The organism is Morganella morganii (assembly GCF_041099235.1).
GTDB lineage: Bacteria > Pseudomonadota > Gammaproteobacteria > Enterobacterales > Enterobacteriaceae > Morganella > Morganella morganii_E.
In genome coordinates this window covers 535199-553972 of sequence record NZ_JBFZSO010000002.1, presented here as the reverse complement: position 1 = coordinate 553972, position 18774 = coordinate 535199, and the positions used below count along the sequence as shown (strand labels likewise).

At 50.5% G+C, this 18774-nt stretch carries 13 protein-coding genes; 1 reads left to right on the top strand and 12 read right to left on the bottom strand.

Annotated features, from left to right (window positions below; translation table 11 throughout):
• Nucleotides 1-28: 28 nt before the first annotated feature.
• Both AB7038_RS05845 and ushA read right to left on the bottom strand, forming a co-directional pair.
• Nucleotides 29-2836 carry an RHS repeat-associated core domain-containing protein gene (locus tag AB7038_RS05845; protein WP_369452945.1) on the bottom strand — a complete coding sequence of 936 codons (2808 nt, stop codon included), beginning with the start codon at nucleotides 2834-2836 and terminating at the stop codon, nucleotides 29-31.
• Between the two features lie 275 nt (nucleotides 2837-3111).
• The gene (gene ushA / locus AB7038_RS05840; RefSeq protein WP_369452920.1) at nucleotides 3112-4779 is read right to left on the bottom strand and encodes a bifunctional UDP-sugar hydrolase/5'-nucleotidase UshA; all 1668 of its coding nucleotides are present in this window, start codon (nucleotides 4777-4779) and stop codon (nucleotides 3112-3114) included.
• 594 nt (nucleotides 4780-5373) lie between these two features.
• Between ushA and ybaL the strand changes: the two genes are divergently transcribed.
• Nucleotides 5374-7185: a YbaL family putative K(+) efflux transporter gene (gene ybaL / locus AB7038_RS05835; protein ID WP_369452919.1), complete on the top strand. Its 1812-nt coding sequence runs from the start codon at nucleotides 5374-5376 to the stop codon at nucleotides 7183-7185.
• 828 nt (nucleotides 7186-8013) lie between these two features.
• Here ybaL and AB7038_RS05830 read toward each other — a convergent pair.
• The 10 genes from AB7038_RS05830 to apt form a co-directional block, all read right to left on the bottom strand.
• A complete protein-coding gene (locus tag AB7038_RS05830; RefSeq protein WP_369452918.1) occupies nucleotides 8014-8226 on the bottom strand; it encodes a DUF1471 domain-containing protein in 213 nt (70 codons plus the stop codon).
• Between the two features lie 223 nt (nucleotides 8227-8449).
• Entirely contained in the window at nucleotides 8450-9760 is a 1311-nt protein-coding gene (locus tag AB7038_RS05825) for an inosine/guanosine kinase (RefSeq protein ID WP_369452917.1), read from the bottom strand.
• A 95-nt stretch (nucleotides 9761-9855) separates the two neighbouring features.
• Entirely contained in the window at nucleotides 9856-10845 is a 990-nt protein-coding gene (locus AB7038_RS05820) for a Wzz/FepE/Etk N-terminal domain-containing protein (RefSeq protein WP_369452916.1), read from the bottom strand.
• Nucleotides 10846-11022: 177 nt separating this feature from the next.
• Nucleotides 11023-11979, bottom strand: coding sequence for a ferrochelatase (gene hemH / locus AB7038_RS05815; RefSeq protein ID WP_369452915.1), 957 nt, complete (start codon nucleotides 11977-11979; stop codon nucleotides 11023-11025).
• 225 nt (nucleotides 11980-12204) lie between these two features.
• Nucleotides 12205-12849, bottom strand: coding sequence for an adenylate kinase (gene adk, locus AB7038_RS05810; protein WP_004236486.1), 645 nt, complete (start codon nucleotides 12847-12849; stop codon nucleotides 12205-12207).
• Nucleotides 12850-13060: 211 nt separating this feature from the next.
• Nucleotides 13061-14935 carry a molecular chaperone HtpG gene (htpG, locus tag AB7038_RS05805; RefSeq protein ID WP_369452914.1) on the bottom strand — a complete coding sequence of 625 codons (1875 nt, stop codon included), beginning with the start codon at nucleotides 14933-14935 and terminating at the stop codon, nucleotides 13061-13063.
• A gap of 162 nt (nucleotides 14936-15097) precedes the next feature.
• Entirely contained in the window at nucleotides 15098-15715 is a 618-nt protein-coding gene (recR, locus tag AB7038_RS05800) for a recombination mediator RecR (RefSeq protein WP_368889345.1), read from the bottom strand.
• Complete coding sequence (locus tag AB7038_RS05795) at nucleotides 15715-16044, bottom strand: YbaB/EbfC family nucleoid-associated protein (RefSeq protein ID WP_015422952.1); 330 nt, start codon at nucleotides 16042-16044, stop codon at nucleotides 15715-15717. Before AB7038_RS05795 ends, recR begins: the two co-directional genes overlap by 1 nt.
• A gap of 44 nt (nucleotides 16045-16088) precedes the next feature.
• Nucleotides 16089-18020 (bottom strand): DNA polymerase III subunit gamma/tau, encoded by a 1932-nt coding sequence (dnaX, locus tag AB7038_RS05790; protein ID WP_369452913.1) that lies wholly within the window; start codon nucleotides 18018-18020, stop codon nucleotides 16089-16091.
• Between the two features lie 94 nt (nucleotides 18021-18114).
• On the bottom strand, nucleotides 18115-18678 hold the full coding sequence (apt, locus tag AB7038_RS05785; RefSeq protein ID WP_024474610.1) for an adenine phosphoribosyltransferase: 564 nt from the start codon (nucleotides 18676-18678) through the stop codon (nucleotides 18115-18117).
• Nucleotides 18679-18774 lie beyond the last annotated feature (96 nt).

Below are 18774 nucleotides of genomic sequence, written 5' to 3'. Positions count from 1 at the left end.
GGGGAAGTGCTTTTACCGCTGATAAAAATTAATTTCTCCTGAAAGTGCGGCTGAGTGATGCACGTATACGAGCCGTAAATCCGGTATGCTGCCGGACTAATTGTCCGCCTGCTGCCGATAATGATTTAGGTTTATACGTGTTCCACTGTTCAGGGTTTGATACCCACGGAGCGTCAACCTCATTATCATCTTTGTAAAAATGTATATTTGCACCAAGCCGTTCTCTGTTCCTGTAAGCATAGCGCAATTCACTGGCAGTAATAGACTGTCCGCCCATTCCTGACTTACTGATAATTTCCTCTGTATTTAAACTATCAAGAGCAAAGTGGATTTTATTACCGCCGCCGGATGCCGCAATTTCTATCCCCAGCTTACTTCCTCTTTTCCAGAGAAGTTTCGGTGCAGATTGTGCCCCCGACATATGCCACTCATGATATTGCGTACTTCCGGGATTTTTTCTGACCTCTTTATAAACAGAGTGTATATTAAATTTCTCATTTTTTTCACCAGCAGAAAAATAACTGTCCCACAAAGGATATGCTCTGCTTTTCTGTACACGGTCCTTTATATCAGCCGGTGGCGATAACTTTTTCTCATATTTACCCGGTGATTTCATGAAACTCTGTAATATTTTCATATCAACGCTCATCAATACCTGACCGGATACCGTATTATTATATAAATCAATTATCGATGCAGGTGCGTCTTTACTGTCAGGTAAAAACGGACGCCCCAGCGCAGAAGAAATATATTTCCCTCTGAAACCGGCAAGGCCATAAACCATATCACCTTTTTCTTCACTGAAGTTTTCACTGATGGGTTTCCGCCCGTCATCATCTCTTAACGTCACCGGATTATTCCTCACCATCCGGAACAGATTCAGTCCGTCAACAGTTCCCGCCGGGTCTGAACTCAGCCAGCGGCCTGCCCATGGCTGATAGTAGCGGTAGCCGTAATAATACATCCCGGTCGCATCCCGCTCTTTGCCGGAATAACGGTGGGTTTTGTAGTCAATGCCGCTGTCCGCATCAGCCACCAGCACGGACGTGCCGCCGAACGGATAATATTCTTCCTGACTCAGCAGCTTACCGTCACCATCCGTTTCCAGGCCGCTGCTGCCGATAAGATTGTCATAACTGAACCGCTGGTGATCTTTTTTGCCGTCCGGCCAGTGCAGCAACCGCACCTTCGCCCGCCCGGCAACACCGGCGCAGATCACCTGATAGCTTTCTTTGCCGCTGTGCAGTTCCAGCCCCGGCAGATAGATCACCTGCTGTATCTGTGTGCTGTTCCCGGTTTTCTGCACGGCAGTTTTCAGGATGCGCTGACTGTCCGCATCATAACGGTAGCTTTCGCGGTCACCGGCCGCACCGTCACGCACCACCGGCATCACCTGTTGCAGCTCGCCGCGCGTTGTCCAGGACAGAGTTTGTCCCGGCTGGAGCTGTGTCTGCTGTCCGCCCGGGGTAAACAGGGCTTCCGCTTTTTCCGGCGTGTCCGCCAGGGTTTTCAGTACCGCGCGGTTGCTGCGCTGACTGACCGTGATATCCGTGGTGTAGTTATTATTGGTCGCAGGTGCTGAGTGGCGGATCTGCGTCATATTTCCGGCACGGTCATAGATATAGTTGCGGGTGTAATTGGTGTAACTGGCTTTATCAAACGGGGAAATATCAGGGAGGGAACCGCTTTGCTGTCCGGCATTGGCCATTTCACGCCCGGTGGCGCTGACCAGCTGATACAGGGTATCGTAAGTGTATCGGTTTTCCGGCACCACTTTCTGATTATGCCAGAAGCGCGTCTCCTCGGCGCTATTGGTCACACACAGCACATTGCCGACCGGATCGTACTCATAGCGCAGATCCTGAAATACATTTTTCCGTGCCGGATGTTCGGTTTTCACCGCGATCAGGCGCTGGGTCTGCGGTTCATAAGTGTAAGTGGTCACTACGCCGTTGCCGTGCTCCTCACGCAGTTTTTGTCCGGCAGCGGAATACGCCACAGATTTGATGATGATTTTTTCCGCACCACCTTTTACCGTCACCCGGCTGGTATTCAGCAATCCGGCGATATCATAAGTCACTTTTTGCTGATGACCCGCTGCATCGGTGGTATTCAGCACGGCACCGGTAGCATCTGCTGTGGTTTGGGTGATGTATTTTTCAGCGGATAACAAACTGCCCGGGTTACTTTCCGGCCAGTTAACCGCGATATCCGGATTATCTGCGTCTTGCAGCAACCGGCGGGTTACCGACAGCGGGACACCGGTCAGCGCAATGCTGTCCGTCTGCATCAGACCGGCCGGATCATAATGGTGCGTACAGACCCCTGCCAGATTTTTTGCTTTCTCCGCCTCGCTGTTGCCCGCATATACAAAGCGTTCAGTCACCTGAGCGTTCTGCCCGGCGAGCTGCTCCGAGATACTCAGCGGGCGCCCGGCTGAATCCGTACCTTCATACTGAAAAGTCTGAGTCACGGCCCGGCTGCGGTCATCCTGCCCGTTATCCGTGCGGATCTGACTGATGCCGATCACCGGTCGCCCTGCCGCATCATTCAGTGCCAGTGATGTTCCCGCATCTGCACTTTCTGTGCGCAGCACCTGTCCGGAGAGTGAAGTGATATAGCGGAAATTACGCTGCCCGGAGGCCTGCAAACGCGGGTCGGTGCTCTGCTGTAAAAAACCCCGCGTATCAAACTGATGGCGGGTAATCCGTTCATCTGTTTTTTCCGGTGTATCCGGATGACGGTGATATACGATATCACGCACCGCCAGCCCCCGGTTATTTAGCACCGTTACCGACGGTGTTTTCTTATATAAAGTATTTTCTGTTTTGTTCATCATAATATCCTGTTTGAAAGGAATGGGTATCCGCACGGTACTGATATTTACCACCGTGGACACAGGCTTATTTTAGAAAAGATAATCAAAACAGACAGGGCAAATCGTGGCAGGATGCCATCAATTATGAGTAAAAATTTAAAATATCAATATAAACAATGAATTGCCTTCATTGCCAATATAGACAAAATACTGATGGATAGTGCAACTCATAAGCTGTGCGAATAAAAACCGGGGCAAGCTGAAGTCCCGGTTTTTATTACTCAGACAGTCAATTATTTGTTTTTATAGATAATCTCGCCTTTTGGTTCATAATCTGCTGCTTTCAGCGGAGAATGGGCTTCAATATAGCCTTTCAGCACTTCTGCATCGACAAAACCGGTATTGACATAGCCCGGATGCGTATCAATTTTCGGATAACCATCCCCGCCGATCGCGTTGAAGTTCAGTGTCGCCATGCGGTAGGTTTTTGCCGGGTCCAGCGGCTTGCCGTCAATCGTCACATCACTCACAGAGCCGTCTTTATTCAGCGTCAGCCCCACATTGTAAAACTGTGCGTAAGCCCCTGAATCCGTTTTCATATTTGCCACTGCAGTCAGATACGGCAGTACTTCACTGCCTTTGAAATCGACATACACCAGTTCATTGGCAAACGGCTGTACTTTCAGTACATGTTTATAGGTGATATCTCCCGGCTCGATAGAATCACGTACACCGCCGCCGCTCATAATGGCGAAATCCGCATTCGCACGCTCTTTTTGTGCGGCCAGCAGCAGATGCCCCATGCTGGTCTGTACAAAACGGACTTTGCTGCGATCACCTTCCAGTTTGCTGTCAACCGAGCCGACTTTGATATTCAGCTGCTCATTGCCTTTTTCCTGGTACGGTGTCAGCAGTTTAAGCATGTCGGGGCTTTCGCTGATTTCACTGGTGTAATACACCCGCTCTGATGTGCCATCCTCTTTGGTGACTTTTTTCTTCAGATTCACCGGGATAAGCTGATAGTGTTTCAGCGTGAATTCGCCGTTGCGGAACTGAAAGTCCGCACGTCCGACATATTTACCCCATTCATGGGCCTGCACAATCCAGGTACCGTTCTGGTTATCCGACGCACACGGGGTGCCGGGAACGTAATCGGCGACTTTGTAATTCTTGTTTTCCGGCTGCATACAGACCGGGTCCTGTGAGTGACCGCCGACAATCATATCCAGATATCCGGCCGGCAGGCTGCGTGCCATTTCCACATCGCCCGGCGCGTTGGAGCCGTGATTGCTGTCATCGTAGTGCCCCATATGCGTGGCGGCGATGATGATGTCCGGCTTTTCCGTTTCACGCAGAGCTTCAACCACTTTTTTGGCTTCTTCAGCCGGGACACGGAATTCAGTGTCCGGGAAATTGCCCGGATTACCGATTTTCGCTGTGTCATCCGTTGTCAGACCAATCACTGCGATTTTCACACCTTGTTTGTCAAACACCGCATATGGTTTAAACAGACGTTCACCGGTGCTTTTCTTATAAATGTTGGCGGACAGAAACGGGAATGTGGCCCATTTTTCCTGGGTACGCAGTGTTTCCAGCGGGTTATCAAACTCGTGATTTCCCAGCGCCATTGCGTCGTAACCGACCAGATTCATCCCTTTGAAATCCGGCTCGGCATTCTGTAAATCAGATTCCGGCACGCCGGTGTTAATATCGCCGCCGGAGAGCAGCAGCAGTGAGCCGCCCTTCTCTTCCACTTCCTTACGGATACCGTCCACCAGGGTCTTCTGGGCGGATAAGCCATATTCGCCGTGATCGTTCTGCCAGAAATGGCCGTGGTGGTCATTGGTGTGCAAAATGGTGATGTCGTAGGTTTTATCTTTTTCCCAGGCATTCGCCAGCGCAGGAAAAAGCATTGCGGATACCGCCAGCGCACAGGCTGTGGTTTTCAGTGTAAATGTCATGGTCATTCCCTGTGTATCTGAATGATGATACCGGCACAGAAACAACTCTCTCCGGCGTTCTGCTGAAAGTATGATGAAAATTCACAAATTTTCACACCAGTTATGATAAACACGGCAAAAAAGTGCGATCTGACTCAATGTTTTATCATTTAGCGGATCCGCACAAATACGATAACGCATTATTTAAAAATCGTTAAATATCAATATACAACAAAGAAAAACCACCTGTTCATCAATGCGGTTTTATATCGCAGAGATATTACTACGCTGTTACCGGCATCAAAACTGTAATTAAACCTGTATTTTTCAGCTTATTTTTTATAAATATATCCGTTTTTATATAAAAAACAGACTAAAGACACTTAATGGACTGTTAATTAACAATAATATTAAATATCAAAGCCAATCAATGGCAGTGAAAACGGGGATCACAAAGAGCAGAATACGCTGAAAATAGTCAAAGCTGAAAGGTATCTGCTGTTAAGTCCTGTTTTTTACATAATTAGTTATATTTTTAACGCGATTTATGTCACGAAAACATGTATTATATTTATAGCTAACCCACATCCGTTCACACCACTAATCAAAAGGAGAATGAAAAAAGTGCATTCAACGCCTCTTATCACAACTATTGTTGGCGGTCTCGTTCTCGCTTATTTACTCGGTATGTTAGCGCAGCGGTTAAAGATTTCCCCGTTAGTGGGTTATCTGGCGGCAGGTGTGTTAGCAGGCCCTTTTACCCCGGGATTTGTTGCCGATGCGTCTCTGGCACCGGAACTGGCGGAAATCGGGGTTATTCTGCTGATGTTCGGGGTCGGGCTCCATTTTTCACTGAAAGATCTGCTGGCGGTTAAAAATATCGCTATTCCCGGCGCTATCTGTCAGATAGCTGTCGCCACTATTCTGGGTCTCGGCCTTTCCAGTCTGTTCGGCTGGGGATTATTTACCGGGATCGTATTTGGTCTGAGCTTATCCACCGCGAGTACCGTGGTGCTGCTGCGCGCCCTGGAAGAGCGGCAACTGATAGAGAGCCAGCGCGGTCAGATAGCTATCGGCTGGCTGATTGTCGAAGACCTCGCCATGGTATTAACCCTGGTACTGTTACCGGCTGCCGCCTCTATCATTAATAATCCGGAATCCAGTGCCAGCACATCAGAACTGCTGATGAGCCTGGGCGTTACTATCGGTAAGGTTGTGGCATTCATCCTGATTATGATTTTTATCGGCCGCCGCGTGATCCCGTGGTTACTCGCCAGAACAGCCGCTACCGGCTCCCGCGAGCTGTTTACCCTGGCGGTACTGGTACTGGCACTGGGTATTGCTTATGCCGCTGTCGCGCTGTTTGATGCCTCGTTTGCCCTCGGCGCGTTCTTTGCCGGTATGGTGCTCAATGAGTCAGAACTGAGCCACCGCGCCGCACAGGATACCCTGCCGCTGCGTGATGCCTTCGCGGTACTGTTCTTTGTCTCTGTCGGGATGCTGTTTGACCCGATGGTGCTGATTAACCATCCGCTCGGTGTGCTCGGTGTGCTGGCGATTATTATCATCGGTAAGTCCGCTGCTGCTCTGCTGCTGGTGAGAATGTTCGGCCATAACCGGCGGACAGCTCTGACTGTTGCTGTCAGCCTCGCACAAATCGGGGAATTCGCTTTTATCCTCGCGGGAATGGGGGTCACGCTGGAAGTCCTCAACCGCCAGGCCAATGACCTGATCCTGGCCGGTGCGATTGTCTCTATCATGCTCAACCCGGTGCTGTTCACGCTGCTGGACCGCTATCTGGAAAAAACCGAAACACCGGAAGAGCAGCAGGAAGAGGAAACACTGGAAGAAATCACCCAGGTACCGGTCAATATCTGCGGACATACCATTATTGTCGGTTATGGCCGCGTCGGTGCGATGCTGGCGGATAAGCTGCATAATAAAGGGTATCCGGTGGTGGTGGTGGAAGATACCCGCGCCCGCTTTGAAGAGCTTGCAGAACGCGGATTCCCTTCCGTGATGGGGAATGCGGTGGCACAGGATGTGCTGGAGCTTGCCCGTGCCGATTGCGCCAGTGCGCTGCTGCTGACCATTCCGAACGGCTATGAGGCCGGTGAAATTGTTGCCAAAGCCCGTGCCATGAACGCACATATGACGATTATTGTCCGCGCGCATTATGACGACGAGCGCACCTATATTATGGAGCGCGGCGCAAACCGCGTGGTGATTGGTGAGTTTGAAATTGCCCGTGCGATGAGCACACTGCTGGTGGAAAACCAGACTGACCATGAGTTCGGCTGCCCGGTCAGTATCAATCCGGCGGCAGAAACTGCACCGGAAACAGAAGGCCGCTCACTGCATGATATGCTGCGTAAACCGGAAACAGATGCCACTCAGGAGAATCAGAACCCGCATCCGTCGGCATAACCTGTTTTAACCTGCTGAAATACAAGCCCGGTCTGACCGGGCTTTTTTATATACGCATAAAAAATCCTGCCGGAGCAGGATTTATATCAAAGGATAATAAAAAGATACTCAGTCACTGAACACCATTATTTGTGCAGTTCTGCCGTCATAATCCAATTATCAGCCTTACGGGAAATATAATATAAACACCAGATAAAATGTATTTTATTATGTTATTTTATGATATTTATTATATTTTAATTGATAATTAACACAGCAATTGTTAATTTTATTAAATTACCTGAGAATAGTCAGTACCCCATCAGGTGAAAATATAATAATATCTGTCATTGTCATGAGTTTTAAGAAATACACACCGTGAAAAATCGTTACCACCTTGCTCCTGAGGAGGCGCCATGCCTGATTCTGGTCAGTATTTTATTGCAGTGCTACTGAGTCTTGTGAATATCATATATTTCAGAAAAATAATACTAAAACAAAAAATAATAAATAGAATTATTATATCTGTAATTGTATCAACGCTATTTGTTACATTGTTTCCTCTTTTAAAGACAAGTGTATTAAAAGAGATGTATTTTAATTTTTCATTTTACACAGATACTAATTATTCTATCTCGGTTATTACAGGGAGTGTTATTAATCTGATCTCACTATGGGTATCCGATTCTGTAAAAAGTATTAAATAATATGAAATTATTTTAATTCGCAGAACTAAACATCAGCTACAAGCCCGGTCTGACCGGGCTTTTTTATATACACGTAAAAAATCCTGCCGGAGCAGGATTTATATCAGAGGATAATAAACAGGGACTCAGTCACTGAATGCCATTATTTGTGCAGTTCTGCCGTCATAATCACATTATCAGTCGTACGGGCGCTGGTGATGGTATAACCGGAAGCTCCGCTTTCCTGTGCTTTTTCCGCAATTTTTGCTTCAGCTGATGTCAGTGTGTCACTGGTGACAGAGACGGATTCAGCAAAAGCCGCAAAGGAAAACAGTGTCATAGCAGAAGCAGTAATCAGTGTTTTTACAGTATGCATGGTCATTTCCTTGTTACATTCAATAAAGGGTATATTTCATCTGGCAAGCCTCTCTTGCCGGGAATGACCAAAGCTTAAACCTCAACATAACCTGAGGTTAAAGCGAATTTTTCGCCTCAACTTCATCAGTAAAGTTGATGATGCCGATGTGTAACACGGATTATTTGTTATTGCCCATAAAAAACGCCGGAAAATTCCGGCGATTATCTGTCAGTTATTGTTATCAGCGTTCCCAGTATGACTCTTCCAGGCTGTCTTCCCGGTCCGGTAACCCTTTAGTCAGACGCGGTGAGTGCTGAATCAGTACCTGATAGCTGACACGGTTAGCATATTTGCAGACCTGCGCCAGTGAAGAGTATGTCAGATAACGGCGCTGATGCTTACTGGAGTTCGGGATATTCATCCGGTGATAGCTGTTGGCCGTAATATCATGCAGCAATGCGGATAATGCCCCGTCGCCGGCACCGTTGGTGTTCATTATCTTATCCGGACCACCCATATAAGGCTCGATATGAGAATAGACCCGCGCTGCATCCTGACAATCTTTCTGACGCATTGCACGGCTGAATTCATAGCGGTTAAATTCTGCCAGTGCACCCGGTAATAACGGGTGAGTAGTTTCACGCATAAATTCTTTTTCTGAATAACCGGCCATATATAACCCGGCAGGACCTGCGGTACACAGCACCAGATCCACCCAGTCGAGGGCTTTATCTGACGCCAGAAGCGGGTCGGCAACGCCGGTCAGTGCCAGCGCTTCTTCTTCGTTCATTGCCAGCACAGAGACGTTTTCCGCAAGGAAATCACGCCACCACTGCGGATCTTCCGCGATTACATGTTTGGTTCCCAGAGTCAGGATCACCGGCACATCATGTTTTTTCGCGTATTCAATGGCTTTCATGGTGGCATCCGGCATCGGTTCGCCCGGTTTGCAGCGCACCAGATAGGCGGTCAGCACCAGTGCGGAGGCTTCCGCAATGATCTCTTCCGGAATGCTTTCCGGACGCAGCTGGTTCATCAGCCCGGGGCTGATGGCAAATGTCCGCTCGCCGTTTTCACTGATCAGGGTAAAGCAGCGGCCAATCGGTCCGTCGACACCCTGTAAATAGTTGAGATCCATACGGCTGGAGGTGTTGCACAGATAATAATAGGCATAGCTGCCAATCTGAATATTATTGCACATGGTGCCCAGCAGCACAGAACGGTCGTCCGCCAGAACAGAATAATTGTGAAGGGTATTACCGATAGTACCACCGGCAAATTCATGGGTGATCAGCGAACGCTCAATCAGCTCACGGTACAGCTCTTCAGCCACATCATCCTCAATCACCAGCGAATGGCCGCGGCTGAGCTGATAACGGCGGATAAAATCATCATCCACGTTGGCTTCAATATCCACCAGCGTCTGATCAATACCAACGATATACGCGCGGGTATTTTCATCATCTTTCATCAGCTGGACAGGCTGTAATAACGGGTCACGCAGGCTGACCGGGAAATAGTGTTTGGATTTGCGTCTGCCGGGGAATTTCATAAAGGTTCATGGCCGGAAAAAAAGATGGCGTATTTTATCATAACGCGGGGAAGAATGTGAGCGGACAGAACCCTCAATGCCCGCTCAACCGGAAATTATGCTGATTTTTTTCTGTTAACAAACATATTCCATGCAAAAACCGCCATCACTGACAGAATAAACCCTAAAAAGGCGGATGCGATGAGATACATTTTAGTACCGGGGCCGTCTTTTACCACCGGCAGATCCGGGGATTCGGTCACCGTGAACGGAACAATGTTCAGTGAGAAAGGCGCGATACTTTTGATGGTTTTCAGGGTATAGGCTCTGTCCAGAAGTTCCGCATCCACCGCCGGTAAATCCAGCGCTTTCAGGGAGTCTCTCATCTGCATCACTGCCGGACGTCCCATGGCACTGTAAGACGCAACCGGGTCAGCTTCCGGATTCTGAGGCGGAACAGATGCCGCCGCCGGTGCAACCCGTTCAGCCGCAGCCAGGTAAGCCAGTGTTTGCTCCCGCTGATGTTCCGCTCTCACCAGCGCCACGTTATACTGGCTCTGACCGGCACTCAGCGCAGCGGCCAGGTTTTCCTGTAACTGCGTCTGCATCACATTCTGGCTGTATTGTGCGGTGTAATCGAGATAATCCGACAACATTTGCTGTGCTGTCTGCGGATCTGCGGCGGTAAAGGTCACTTTGGCAGTAGCCGGTTTCAGTATGTCGCCATCTGTTTTCTGAAAACCAAAAGAGCCGGAAACGGCTGTATCGCCCTGTGAGAGGCTGAATGATTCCTGTACTGACGGCGACTGCCAGACCGTACCGAACACATTAAATGCAGCCGGCAGATCAGATACCGCAGTCACATTGAGTGCATTCATCTGCTGACGGACTTTATCCAGCTCCGGCATATCACGGAGCTCTGTTGCTGTCACTTCGGCGGTACTTGTCCATTTCTGCGGCAGTATTTTGGAGACACCGAACCCGGCGGCAGCGAATAATACGGTCACAATGACGATAAAAACCTTATAGCGGTATAACAGTTTCAGCAGATCAATAATATCGATCTCGTCATTATTCAGGTTCACTGAACCCTTCTCATTCACCATGTCCGTAGCACCTGTCCTGTCTGCGATGAAATACTGAGTTTCACTTAAAATGAACCGTAATATCTGTCATTTTTCGGCTAATCAATTGTTACATGATTAATGTTAACATTAATTTCTCAAAATTCTACGCATAACAGTGGTATATTTCGGACTATTCCAGATTGGAATGCGAAAAAACTAGCCAACCAACTCTTGCAATAGTTTTATATGAACATCAGCGTCATTAAGGGACTGAATGTAATGATATTTATCTCCCCCTGAAGATAAAAAGAATTCTTTATTCTGTTCCTTAATTTCCTCTAACGTTTCCAGGCAGTCAGCAGAAAATCCCGGGCACATCACCTGAACTGATTTTACGCCTTCTGAGGGTAATAGCTTCATTGTTTCATCAGTATAAGGTGTAAGCCACGGCTCACGGCCAAAGCGGGACTGATAAGTGTGCATGATATGTTCAGACGGGAAATTGAGCCTTTCCCGCAGCAATGCTGTTGTGGCCTCACATTCGGCCGGGTAAACATCGCCCTCTTTCGCATAACGGACAGGAATACCGTGATAGGACAAAATCAGCCGGTCAGGCACCCCGTGCTTTGCAAATGCCGCCTCCGCTGACTGCGCCAGCGCCTCAATATAGAGCGGGTGTGTCGCGTAACTGCGGATAAAATGCAGTGACGGAAATGTCCGGCGGCGTTTAAAAATATCCGCCAGCCCGTCAAACACCGCAGCGGTGGTTGAGCAGGAATACTGCGGATACAGCGGCAGGACATCCAGATGTGTCACGCCCTGCGCCAGAAGAGCATCAACGGCGGATTCCAGTGATGGTGAACCATAGCTCATCCCCAGCTCCACCGGTGTCCCCGGCATCTGTGCCGCCAGTGCCGCCTGCTGACGGCGGCTGTATACCAGCAGCGGGGAACCCTCTTCCATCCAGACAGACTGATAAAGCTTCGCCACACGCGGCGAACGGAACGGCAGCACAATACCGCGCAGAATACACTGCCAGAGCAGCGGAGAGACATCCACCACACGCGGGTCACTCAGGAACTGCTTCAGATAGCGTTTTACCGCCGGGGTTTCCGGCGCATCCGGAGTGCCTAAGTTAACCAGTAAAACGCCGCGTTTGTGTTGATTTGTCATCAGAAAATCCTGTCAGCAACTGAGAATGATTGTCAGGGTAATGTATTGTTAGTAATGATTCTTATTCTTTTCTGCCATGTTCTTCATGTTCTTCATCCTTTTGTCCGCAGATTCGCTGGCTGCTCTCTGTCACCCCGGTCACATACTGATGTACGCCCCCGGTGTGCCGCAGTTCAGGATAAAAAAAGGCAGCCGTTTGGCTGCCTGACAGAAATAAGTGCCGGATTAACCCAGGATACGGGCTAATTCCTGACTGACTTCGCTTACCGGACGGGTGCCGTCAATACGGTTGTATTTCACGTCACTCATCTGAGCTTCTTTCTGATAGTACTGGATCAGTGGTGCAGTCAGCTGATGGTATTCCACCAGACGCTTACGGACGGTCTCTTCCTGATCATCTTTACGGATGGTCAGTTCTTCCCCGGTCACGTCGTCTTTATTTTCTGTCTTCGGCGGATTGTATTTTACATGATACACACGGCCTGAGCCTGCGTGTACACGACGGCCGATAATACGGTCAACGATAATCTCATCCGGAACATCAAATTCCAGAACGAAATCAACGGTGATACCGGCTTCTTTCATTGCATCTGCCTGCGGAATGGTACGCGGGAACCCGTCCAGCAGGAAACCATTACGGCAGTCATCCTGTTTGATGCGCTCTTTAACCAGTGCGATAACTAATGCGTCAGTCACTAATTTGCCGTTGTCCATCAGTTCTTTTGCCTGGAGACCCAATTCACTGCCGGATTTCACTGCTGCACGCAGCATGTCACCCGTCGAGATCTGAGGGATCCCGTATTTTTCCATGATAAACTGAGCCTGAGTCCCTTTACCGGCGCCCGGAGCGCCGAGCAGAATAATACGCATTGCGTAAACCCCTTGCTGGTTGCTTTTTTATAATTCGGATAAAAACAAGCTACCATACCATTTGTCAGGGTATGGACTCAAGAAAAGCGGGGAAACTCTGACGTTCGTTTTTCCTCATTTCAATAAAAAAACCACATGATCATCATGAAATCATGTGGTTTTTAAGCGGGTTATGCGCGATTGTGCTCACCCGGCGCGGGAACGCCTGTTTTTAGCCTAATAACAGACTATTCATCCGGGAAACAAATTCGTTCGGATCTTCCAGGGTTCCGCGTTCAACAAACAGTGCCTGGTCGAGCAGCAGATTGATCCAGTCGGCAAAGCGGCTTTCGTCCTGTTGTTCTGCGGCCAGTTTCACCAGCGGATGCTCCGGGTTCAGCTCAAAGTTGTATTTCACTTCCGGAGCCTGCTGGCCGGCGGCGGCAAACAGTTTCGCCATCTGAGTGCTCATATCATCGGCGTCGGTGGTGACAATCGCCGAGGTGGAGGTCAGACGGTGGGTCAGTTTCACCTCTTTCACACGGTCGCCGAGCAGGGTTTTCACACGCTCAACAAACGGAGCCAGCTCTTTGTCCGCTTCTTCTTTCGCTGCCGGATCTTCATCCGCCAGTTTTTCCAGCGATTCATCCGCTTTGCTGACAGACTGGAAGGTTTTACCATCAAATTCATTGAGGTAGTTCATCATCCACTCATCGATACGATCGGAGAGCAGCAGAACTTCAATGCCTTTTTTGCGGAACAGTTCCAGGTGCGGGCTGTTTTTCGCAGCCGCGTAGCTGTCTGCAGTGATGTAGTAAATTTTCTCCTGACCTTCCGCCATGCGGGATACATAATCCGCCAGTGAAACGGTCTGCGCGGAGGTGTCTTCCTTCGTGCTGGCAAAACGCAGCAGTTTGGCGATCAGTTCCGCATTGGTGCTGTCCTCACCCGGGCCTTCTTTCAGCACCAGGCCGAACTGCTGCCAGAAAGTCTGGTATTTTTCAGCATCATTGTTCGCCAGTTTCTCCAGCATCTGCAGAACACGTTTGGTCAGTGCACTGCGCAGACTGCGGGTGACGGCGCTGTCCTGTAAAATCTCACGGGAGACGTTGAGCGGCAGATCATTGGAATCTATCAGACCGCGCACAAAGCGCAGATAGTTCGGCATAAACTGTTCCGCGTCATCCATGATAAACACGCGCTGGACATACAGGCTCAGCCCACGGCGCTGGTCGCGGTGCCACAGGTCAAACGGTGCCACGGACGGGATATAGAGCAGGCTGGTGTACTCCTGCTTCCCTTCCACTCGGTTATGCGCCCATGTCAGCGGATCGGCAAAGTCATGGGAGAGATGCTTGTAAAACTCATTATATTCTTCATCACTGATGTCGTTCTTATTGCGCGTCCACAGTGCCTGAGCTTTATTGATTTTTTCCCGGATAACAGTGCCGTCTTCTTCATTTTTGCTTTCGATTTCCACCGGCAGCGCAATATGGTCGGAATATTTACCGATAACCGAACGCAGACGCCAGTCATCGAGGAACTCATCTTCCCCTTCACGGAAATGCAGGGTGATTTCGGTACCGCGTGAATCCTTATGGGTTTTGGCGATAGAGTAATCCCCTTCCCCTTCAGATTCCCAGAATACCGCCTGATCAGACGGTACACCCGCCGCACGGGTGATCACAGTGACTTTGTCCGCCACGATAAAGGCGGAATAGAAACCCACCCCGAACTGGCCGATCAGCTGGCTGTCTTTTGCCGCGTCAGAGCCGAGCGATTCGAGGAAGGCTTTGGTGCCGGATTTGGCAATCGTCCCCAGGTTGTCGATGACCTCATCGCGGGTCATCCCGATACCGTTATCACTGATGGTCAGGGTACGCTTTTCTTTATCAGCGGACAGACGGACATGCAGATCACCGTCATTTTCATACAGCGAACTGTCGGATAAGGCACGGAAACGCAGCTTATCGGCCGCATCAGAGGCGTTGGAGATAAGCTCGCGCAGGAAAATTTCTTTGTTGGAATAAAGTGAGTGGATCATTAACTGCAGAAGTTGTTTTACTTCTGACTGAAAACCACGGGTTTCTTGTTCTTGCAGACTCATGAATAACCTCAGACTGACTTATCAACGAAAAAAAACAGGATAAAAATCAGGTGGGGCCGGTCTCCGGGTTTTCAAGGCAAACGGGGAATTTTTTGTGACAATTCTGAGGAAAAGTGACAGACGGCGCAAGCCGTCTGTCCGGGTAACAGGCAAAAACCGCCGTCAGTAATCGCTGTTGTAACGGATTTTCTGACGTCCTGCGATGGAGTGGGACAAGGTCGTACCATCCACCATTTCCAGCTCACCGCCGACCGGTACGCCGTGGGCGATACGGCTGGCGGAGACATCATACTGCGCACACATTTCCGCAATATAGTTGGCGGTGGCTTCCCCTTCCACTGTCGGGTTGGTGGCCAGGATCACCTCAGTAATGGTTTCCTGAGACAGCCGCTCCTCCAGTTTATCCAGCCCGATATCCATCGGACCGATGCCGTCCAGCGGCGACAGGTGTCCCATCAGCACAAAGTAGCGGCCGGAGAACTGCCCTGTCTGCTCAATCGCGTGGATATCCGCCGGGCTTTCCACCACGCAGATAAGGCCGGTCTGCTGACGGCGCGTGTTGGCGCAGATAGTGCACTGTTCCTGCTCGGTAAAGGTCCGGCAGTCACGGCAGTGGCCGATTTCTGACATTGCACGGGTCAGCGCCTGTGCCAGACGCATTCCGCCGCTGCGGTCACGCTGTAACAACTGAAACGCCATACGCTGCGCCGATTTCGGCCCGACGCCCGGCAGGCAGCGCAGAGCGTCCATCAGTGCTTCAAGAAGCGGACTGGTTTGCATCAGAACGGCATCTTAAAGCCCGGCGGCAGCTGCATTCCGCTGGAGACTGACGCCATTTTTTCTTTCTGGGTTTCGTCGATACGACGCGCGGCATCATTGAATGCGGCAGCAATCAGATCTTCGAGCATCTCTTTGTCGTCTTCCATCAGGCTTGGATCGATTTCCACGCGGCGGCAGTTATGTGCGCCGTTGATAGTGACTTTAACCAGGCCTGCACCGGATTCACCGGTGACTTCCGTATTTGCAATCTCTTCCTGCATCTGCTGCATTTTATCCTGCATTTGCTGGGCTTGTTTCATGAGATTGCCCAAACCGCCTTTACCGAACATAGTTTTCTCTCTTTGACTAAATTGCGTATTCTAACGCAAGGTGGTTAAACAGGCCGGATACTCTCTTCATCCAGTTCCGCATCAAAAAAGGTCAGCAGAGTCTGAATGGTTTTATCCGTCACAATGGACTGACGCGCCTGCGCCAGCATCTCTTCATAGATAGCCTGCCGCCATTCCAGCGGCGTTTTCATGCTGACATCATCGTCTTCACAAATCGTGAGACTGATAACTTTACCATAAAGTTCACTCAGTGCATCACTCAGCACACTGTGTGCTGATTTTGAATTCAGGTGGCGCTGCGAGGTGCGCAGATGCAGACAGATACTGTCTTCCCCTGTCTGCTCTTTTACGGCATTCAGCGCCAGTTGCTGCACCAGTTTCGGCAGCTGCATTTTATCAATATCCGCCGCCCACGGATCCCGTTCACGGGCGGCAACCGCCAGTTTTTCAGCCACTTCCGGCGTTTTTTCGTGCTCAAGGGCTTTTTTGATATCTTTCGGCCGCGCAACCGGGGTTTTCTCTTCCGGTTCATCCTGCTTCTGCGGACGCCACTGATACGGCTGCGGTTTACCGGATGCTTTCGGCTGCGGTGCGGACACAGCACGGCCCCGGCGGTTTTCAGTCACAGCAGCGAGTCGCTCCAGTGCTGAGTTCGCCGGTTTACCCCTTTCAGTTAAGGTAACCGGCTCAGACTTTTTTGACGACGGGATCTCCTGCCGGTTCAGTGCGTCGCGGGCTTTCAGCAGCTGGGCTGTCGGGTTGTTTTCCGTTTCCTGCGGCATCACCGGCGGCGGCGTACTGCGCGCCGGTGCAGCCGGTGCTGCTGTCTGCGGTTGTGACGTCAGGGAAACCGGTGCCACGGATGGCGCGGTGATCACTTCATCAATCACATTCCGCGGATGGAATGCCAGTGCGCGCAGCAGTGCCATTTCAGCACCCATGCGTCTGTCAGGGGCATACGGCAGCTCTTTGCGACCGACCAGCAGTGTCTGGTAATAGAGTTGCAGATCCGCCGGGGCAATGGCCCGGGCCAGGATGCGCAGACGTTCTTCTGTCACCCCGGCACTGTTATCCTGTACCGGCAGCAGTTGCAGCATAGCGATTTTATGCAGCGCGGCCAGCATTTCTGTCAGCAGACTATCCCAGTCCGCGCCCCGTGATGCGGCATCATTCACGCCGTTCATCACCTGAACGCCATCCCCTTTCACCAGGGCTTCCAGGATAGTCAGCGGCTGTTCGTCGTCCAGGGTGCCGAGCATCTGTGTCACCACCTCTGTGGTCACTTTCCCGGCGCCCAGGGCAATCGCCTGGTCCGCCAGACTCAGCGCGTCACGCATACTACCGTCTGCGGCACGGGCCAGCAGCAGCCGTGCACGGGCATCGTTTTCAATCTGTTCTGCGGTCAGTATAGTATCAAGCTGCTGACTGATCTGATCCACATCCAGCGCTTTGAGATGGAACTGTAAGCAGCGGGATAAAATTGTCACCGGCAGCTTTTGCGGATCGGTGGTCGCCAGCAGGAATTTGACGTGCTCCGGCGGCTCTTCCAGGGTTTTCAGCAGCGCATTAAAGCTGTGACGGGAGAGCATGTGCACTTCGTCGATAAGATAAACTTTGAAACGCCCGCGCGACGGGGCGTACTGGACGTTATCCAGCAGTTCACGGGTATCTTCCACCTTGGTGCGCGACGCAGCATCGATCTCAATCAGATCAACAAACCGCCCCTGCTCAATTTCCAGGCAATTCTGGCATTTGCCGCACGGCGTGGCGGTGATGCCCTGCTCACAGTTAAGACCTTTGGCAAACAGACGTGCCAGGGTGGTTTTTCCGACCCCGCGGGTACCGGAAAAGAGATAGGCGTGATGCAGCCGCTGATGTTCCAGCCCGTTTGCGAGCGCTGTCAGAACATGCTGCTGACCGATAACCTGTGAAAATGTTTGTGGTCGCCACTTACGGGCAAGGACTTGATAGCTCATGGATTCCGCAGAGAGTGAACATGATTTTCCATCATGCTACCACAGCCTCACCACAATGGGCGAGGCTGAGTTTGCGTTTAATACGGGGAGAGACTCAGCCGCCGGCATATTCCAGCAGGCAGAAGCTGTGCACACCTTCCGCTTCAAGGCGTTCCGCGCCGCCGAGATCCGGCAGGCCGATAATAAAGGCCGCTTCATGCACTTCACCGCCCAGACGGCGGATCAGACGGATGGTCGCATTGACGGTGCCGCCGGTGGCCAGCAGATCATCGACAACCAGCACGTTGTCACCGCTGCTGATGCTGTCTTTATGCATCTCCAGGGTATCAGTGCCGTATTCCAGATCATAGGTCTCGCTGAGGGTATCACACGGTAATTTCCCTTTTTTGCGGACCGGCACAAAGCCGACACCCAGACGTAACGCAACCGGTGCGCCGAATAAGAATCCACGGGCTTCAGTGCCCACGACTTTGGTGATCCCTTTGTCTGCGAAATGCTCCACCAGCATATCAATCGTCAGGCGATAGGCTTCCGGGTTGGCCAGTAATGTGGTGATGTCGCGAAACAGTACCCCTTCCTTAGGATAGTCAGGGATAGTCCGGATACTTTCTTTAATAAATTGCAGTTGTTCAGCAGTTGCGCTCATAATAGGTGCCATAGAGATAACACGAAACCTCAGAATCTATGCAAATCAGGGGAAAATTGCAACCGTATCCCGTGACTTTGCCGATTATTTGTTGTTTTATATCAAACA

Excerpts from the sequence above, each read along its gene's own strand:
- AB7038_RS05845 (WP_369452945.1), bottom strand. The coding sequence starts at position 2,836 with ATGAACAAAACAGAAAATACTTTATATAAGAAAACACCGTCGGTAACG.
- ushA (WP_369452920.1), bottom strand. The coding sequence starts at position 4,779 with ATGACATTTACACTGAAAACCACAGCCTGTGCGCTGGCGGTATCCGCA.
- ybaL (WP_369452919.1), top strand. The coding sequence starts at position 5,374 with ATGAAAAAAGTGCATTCAACGCCTCTTATCACAACTATTGTTGGCGGT.
- AB7038_RS05830 (WP_369452918.1), bottom strand. The coding sequence starts at position 8,226 with ATGCATACTGTAAAAACACTGATTACTGCTTCTGCTATGACACTGTTT.
- AB7038_RS05825 (WP_369452917.1), bottom strand. The coding sequence starts at position 9,760 with ATGAAATTCCCCGGCAGACGCAAATCCAAACACTATTTCCCGGTCAGC.
- AB7038_RS05820 (WP_369452916.1), bottom strand. The coding sequence starts at position 10,845 with ATGGTGAATGAGAAGGGTTCAGTGAACCTGAATAATGACGAGATCGAT.
- hemH (WP_369452915.1), bottom strand. The coding sequence starts at position 11,979 with ATGACAAATCAACACAAACGCGGCGTTTTACTGGTTAACTTAGGCACT.
- adk (WP_004236486.1), bottom strand. The coding sequence starts at position 12,849 with ATGCGTATTATTCTGCTCGGCGCTCCGGGCGCCGGTAAAGGGACTCAG.
- htpG (WP_369452914.1), bottom strand. The coding sequence starts at position 14,935 with ATGAGTCTGCAAGAACAAGAAACCCGTGGTTTTCAGTCAGAAGTAAAA.
- recR (WP_368889345.1), bottom strand. The coding sequence starts at position 15,715 with ATGCAAACCAGTCCGCTTCTTGAAGCACTGATGGACGCTCTGCGCTGC.
- AB7038_RS05795 (WP_015422952.1), bottom strand. The coding sequence starts at position 16,044 with ATGTTCGGTAAAGGCGGTTTGGGCAATCTCATGAAACAAGCCCAGCAA.
- dnaX (WP_369452913.1), bottom strand. The coding sequence starts at position 18,020 with ATGAGCTATCAAGTCCTTGCCCGTAAGTGGCGACCACAAACATTTTCA.
- apt (WP_024474610.1), bottom strand. The coding sequence starts at position 18,678 with ATGGCACCTATTATGAGCGCAACTGCTGAACAACTGCAATTTATTAAA.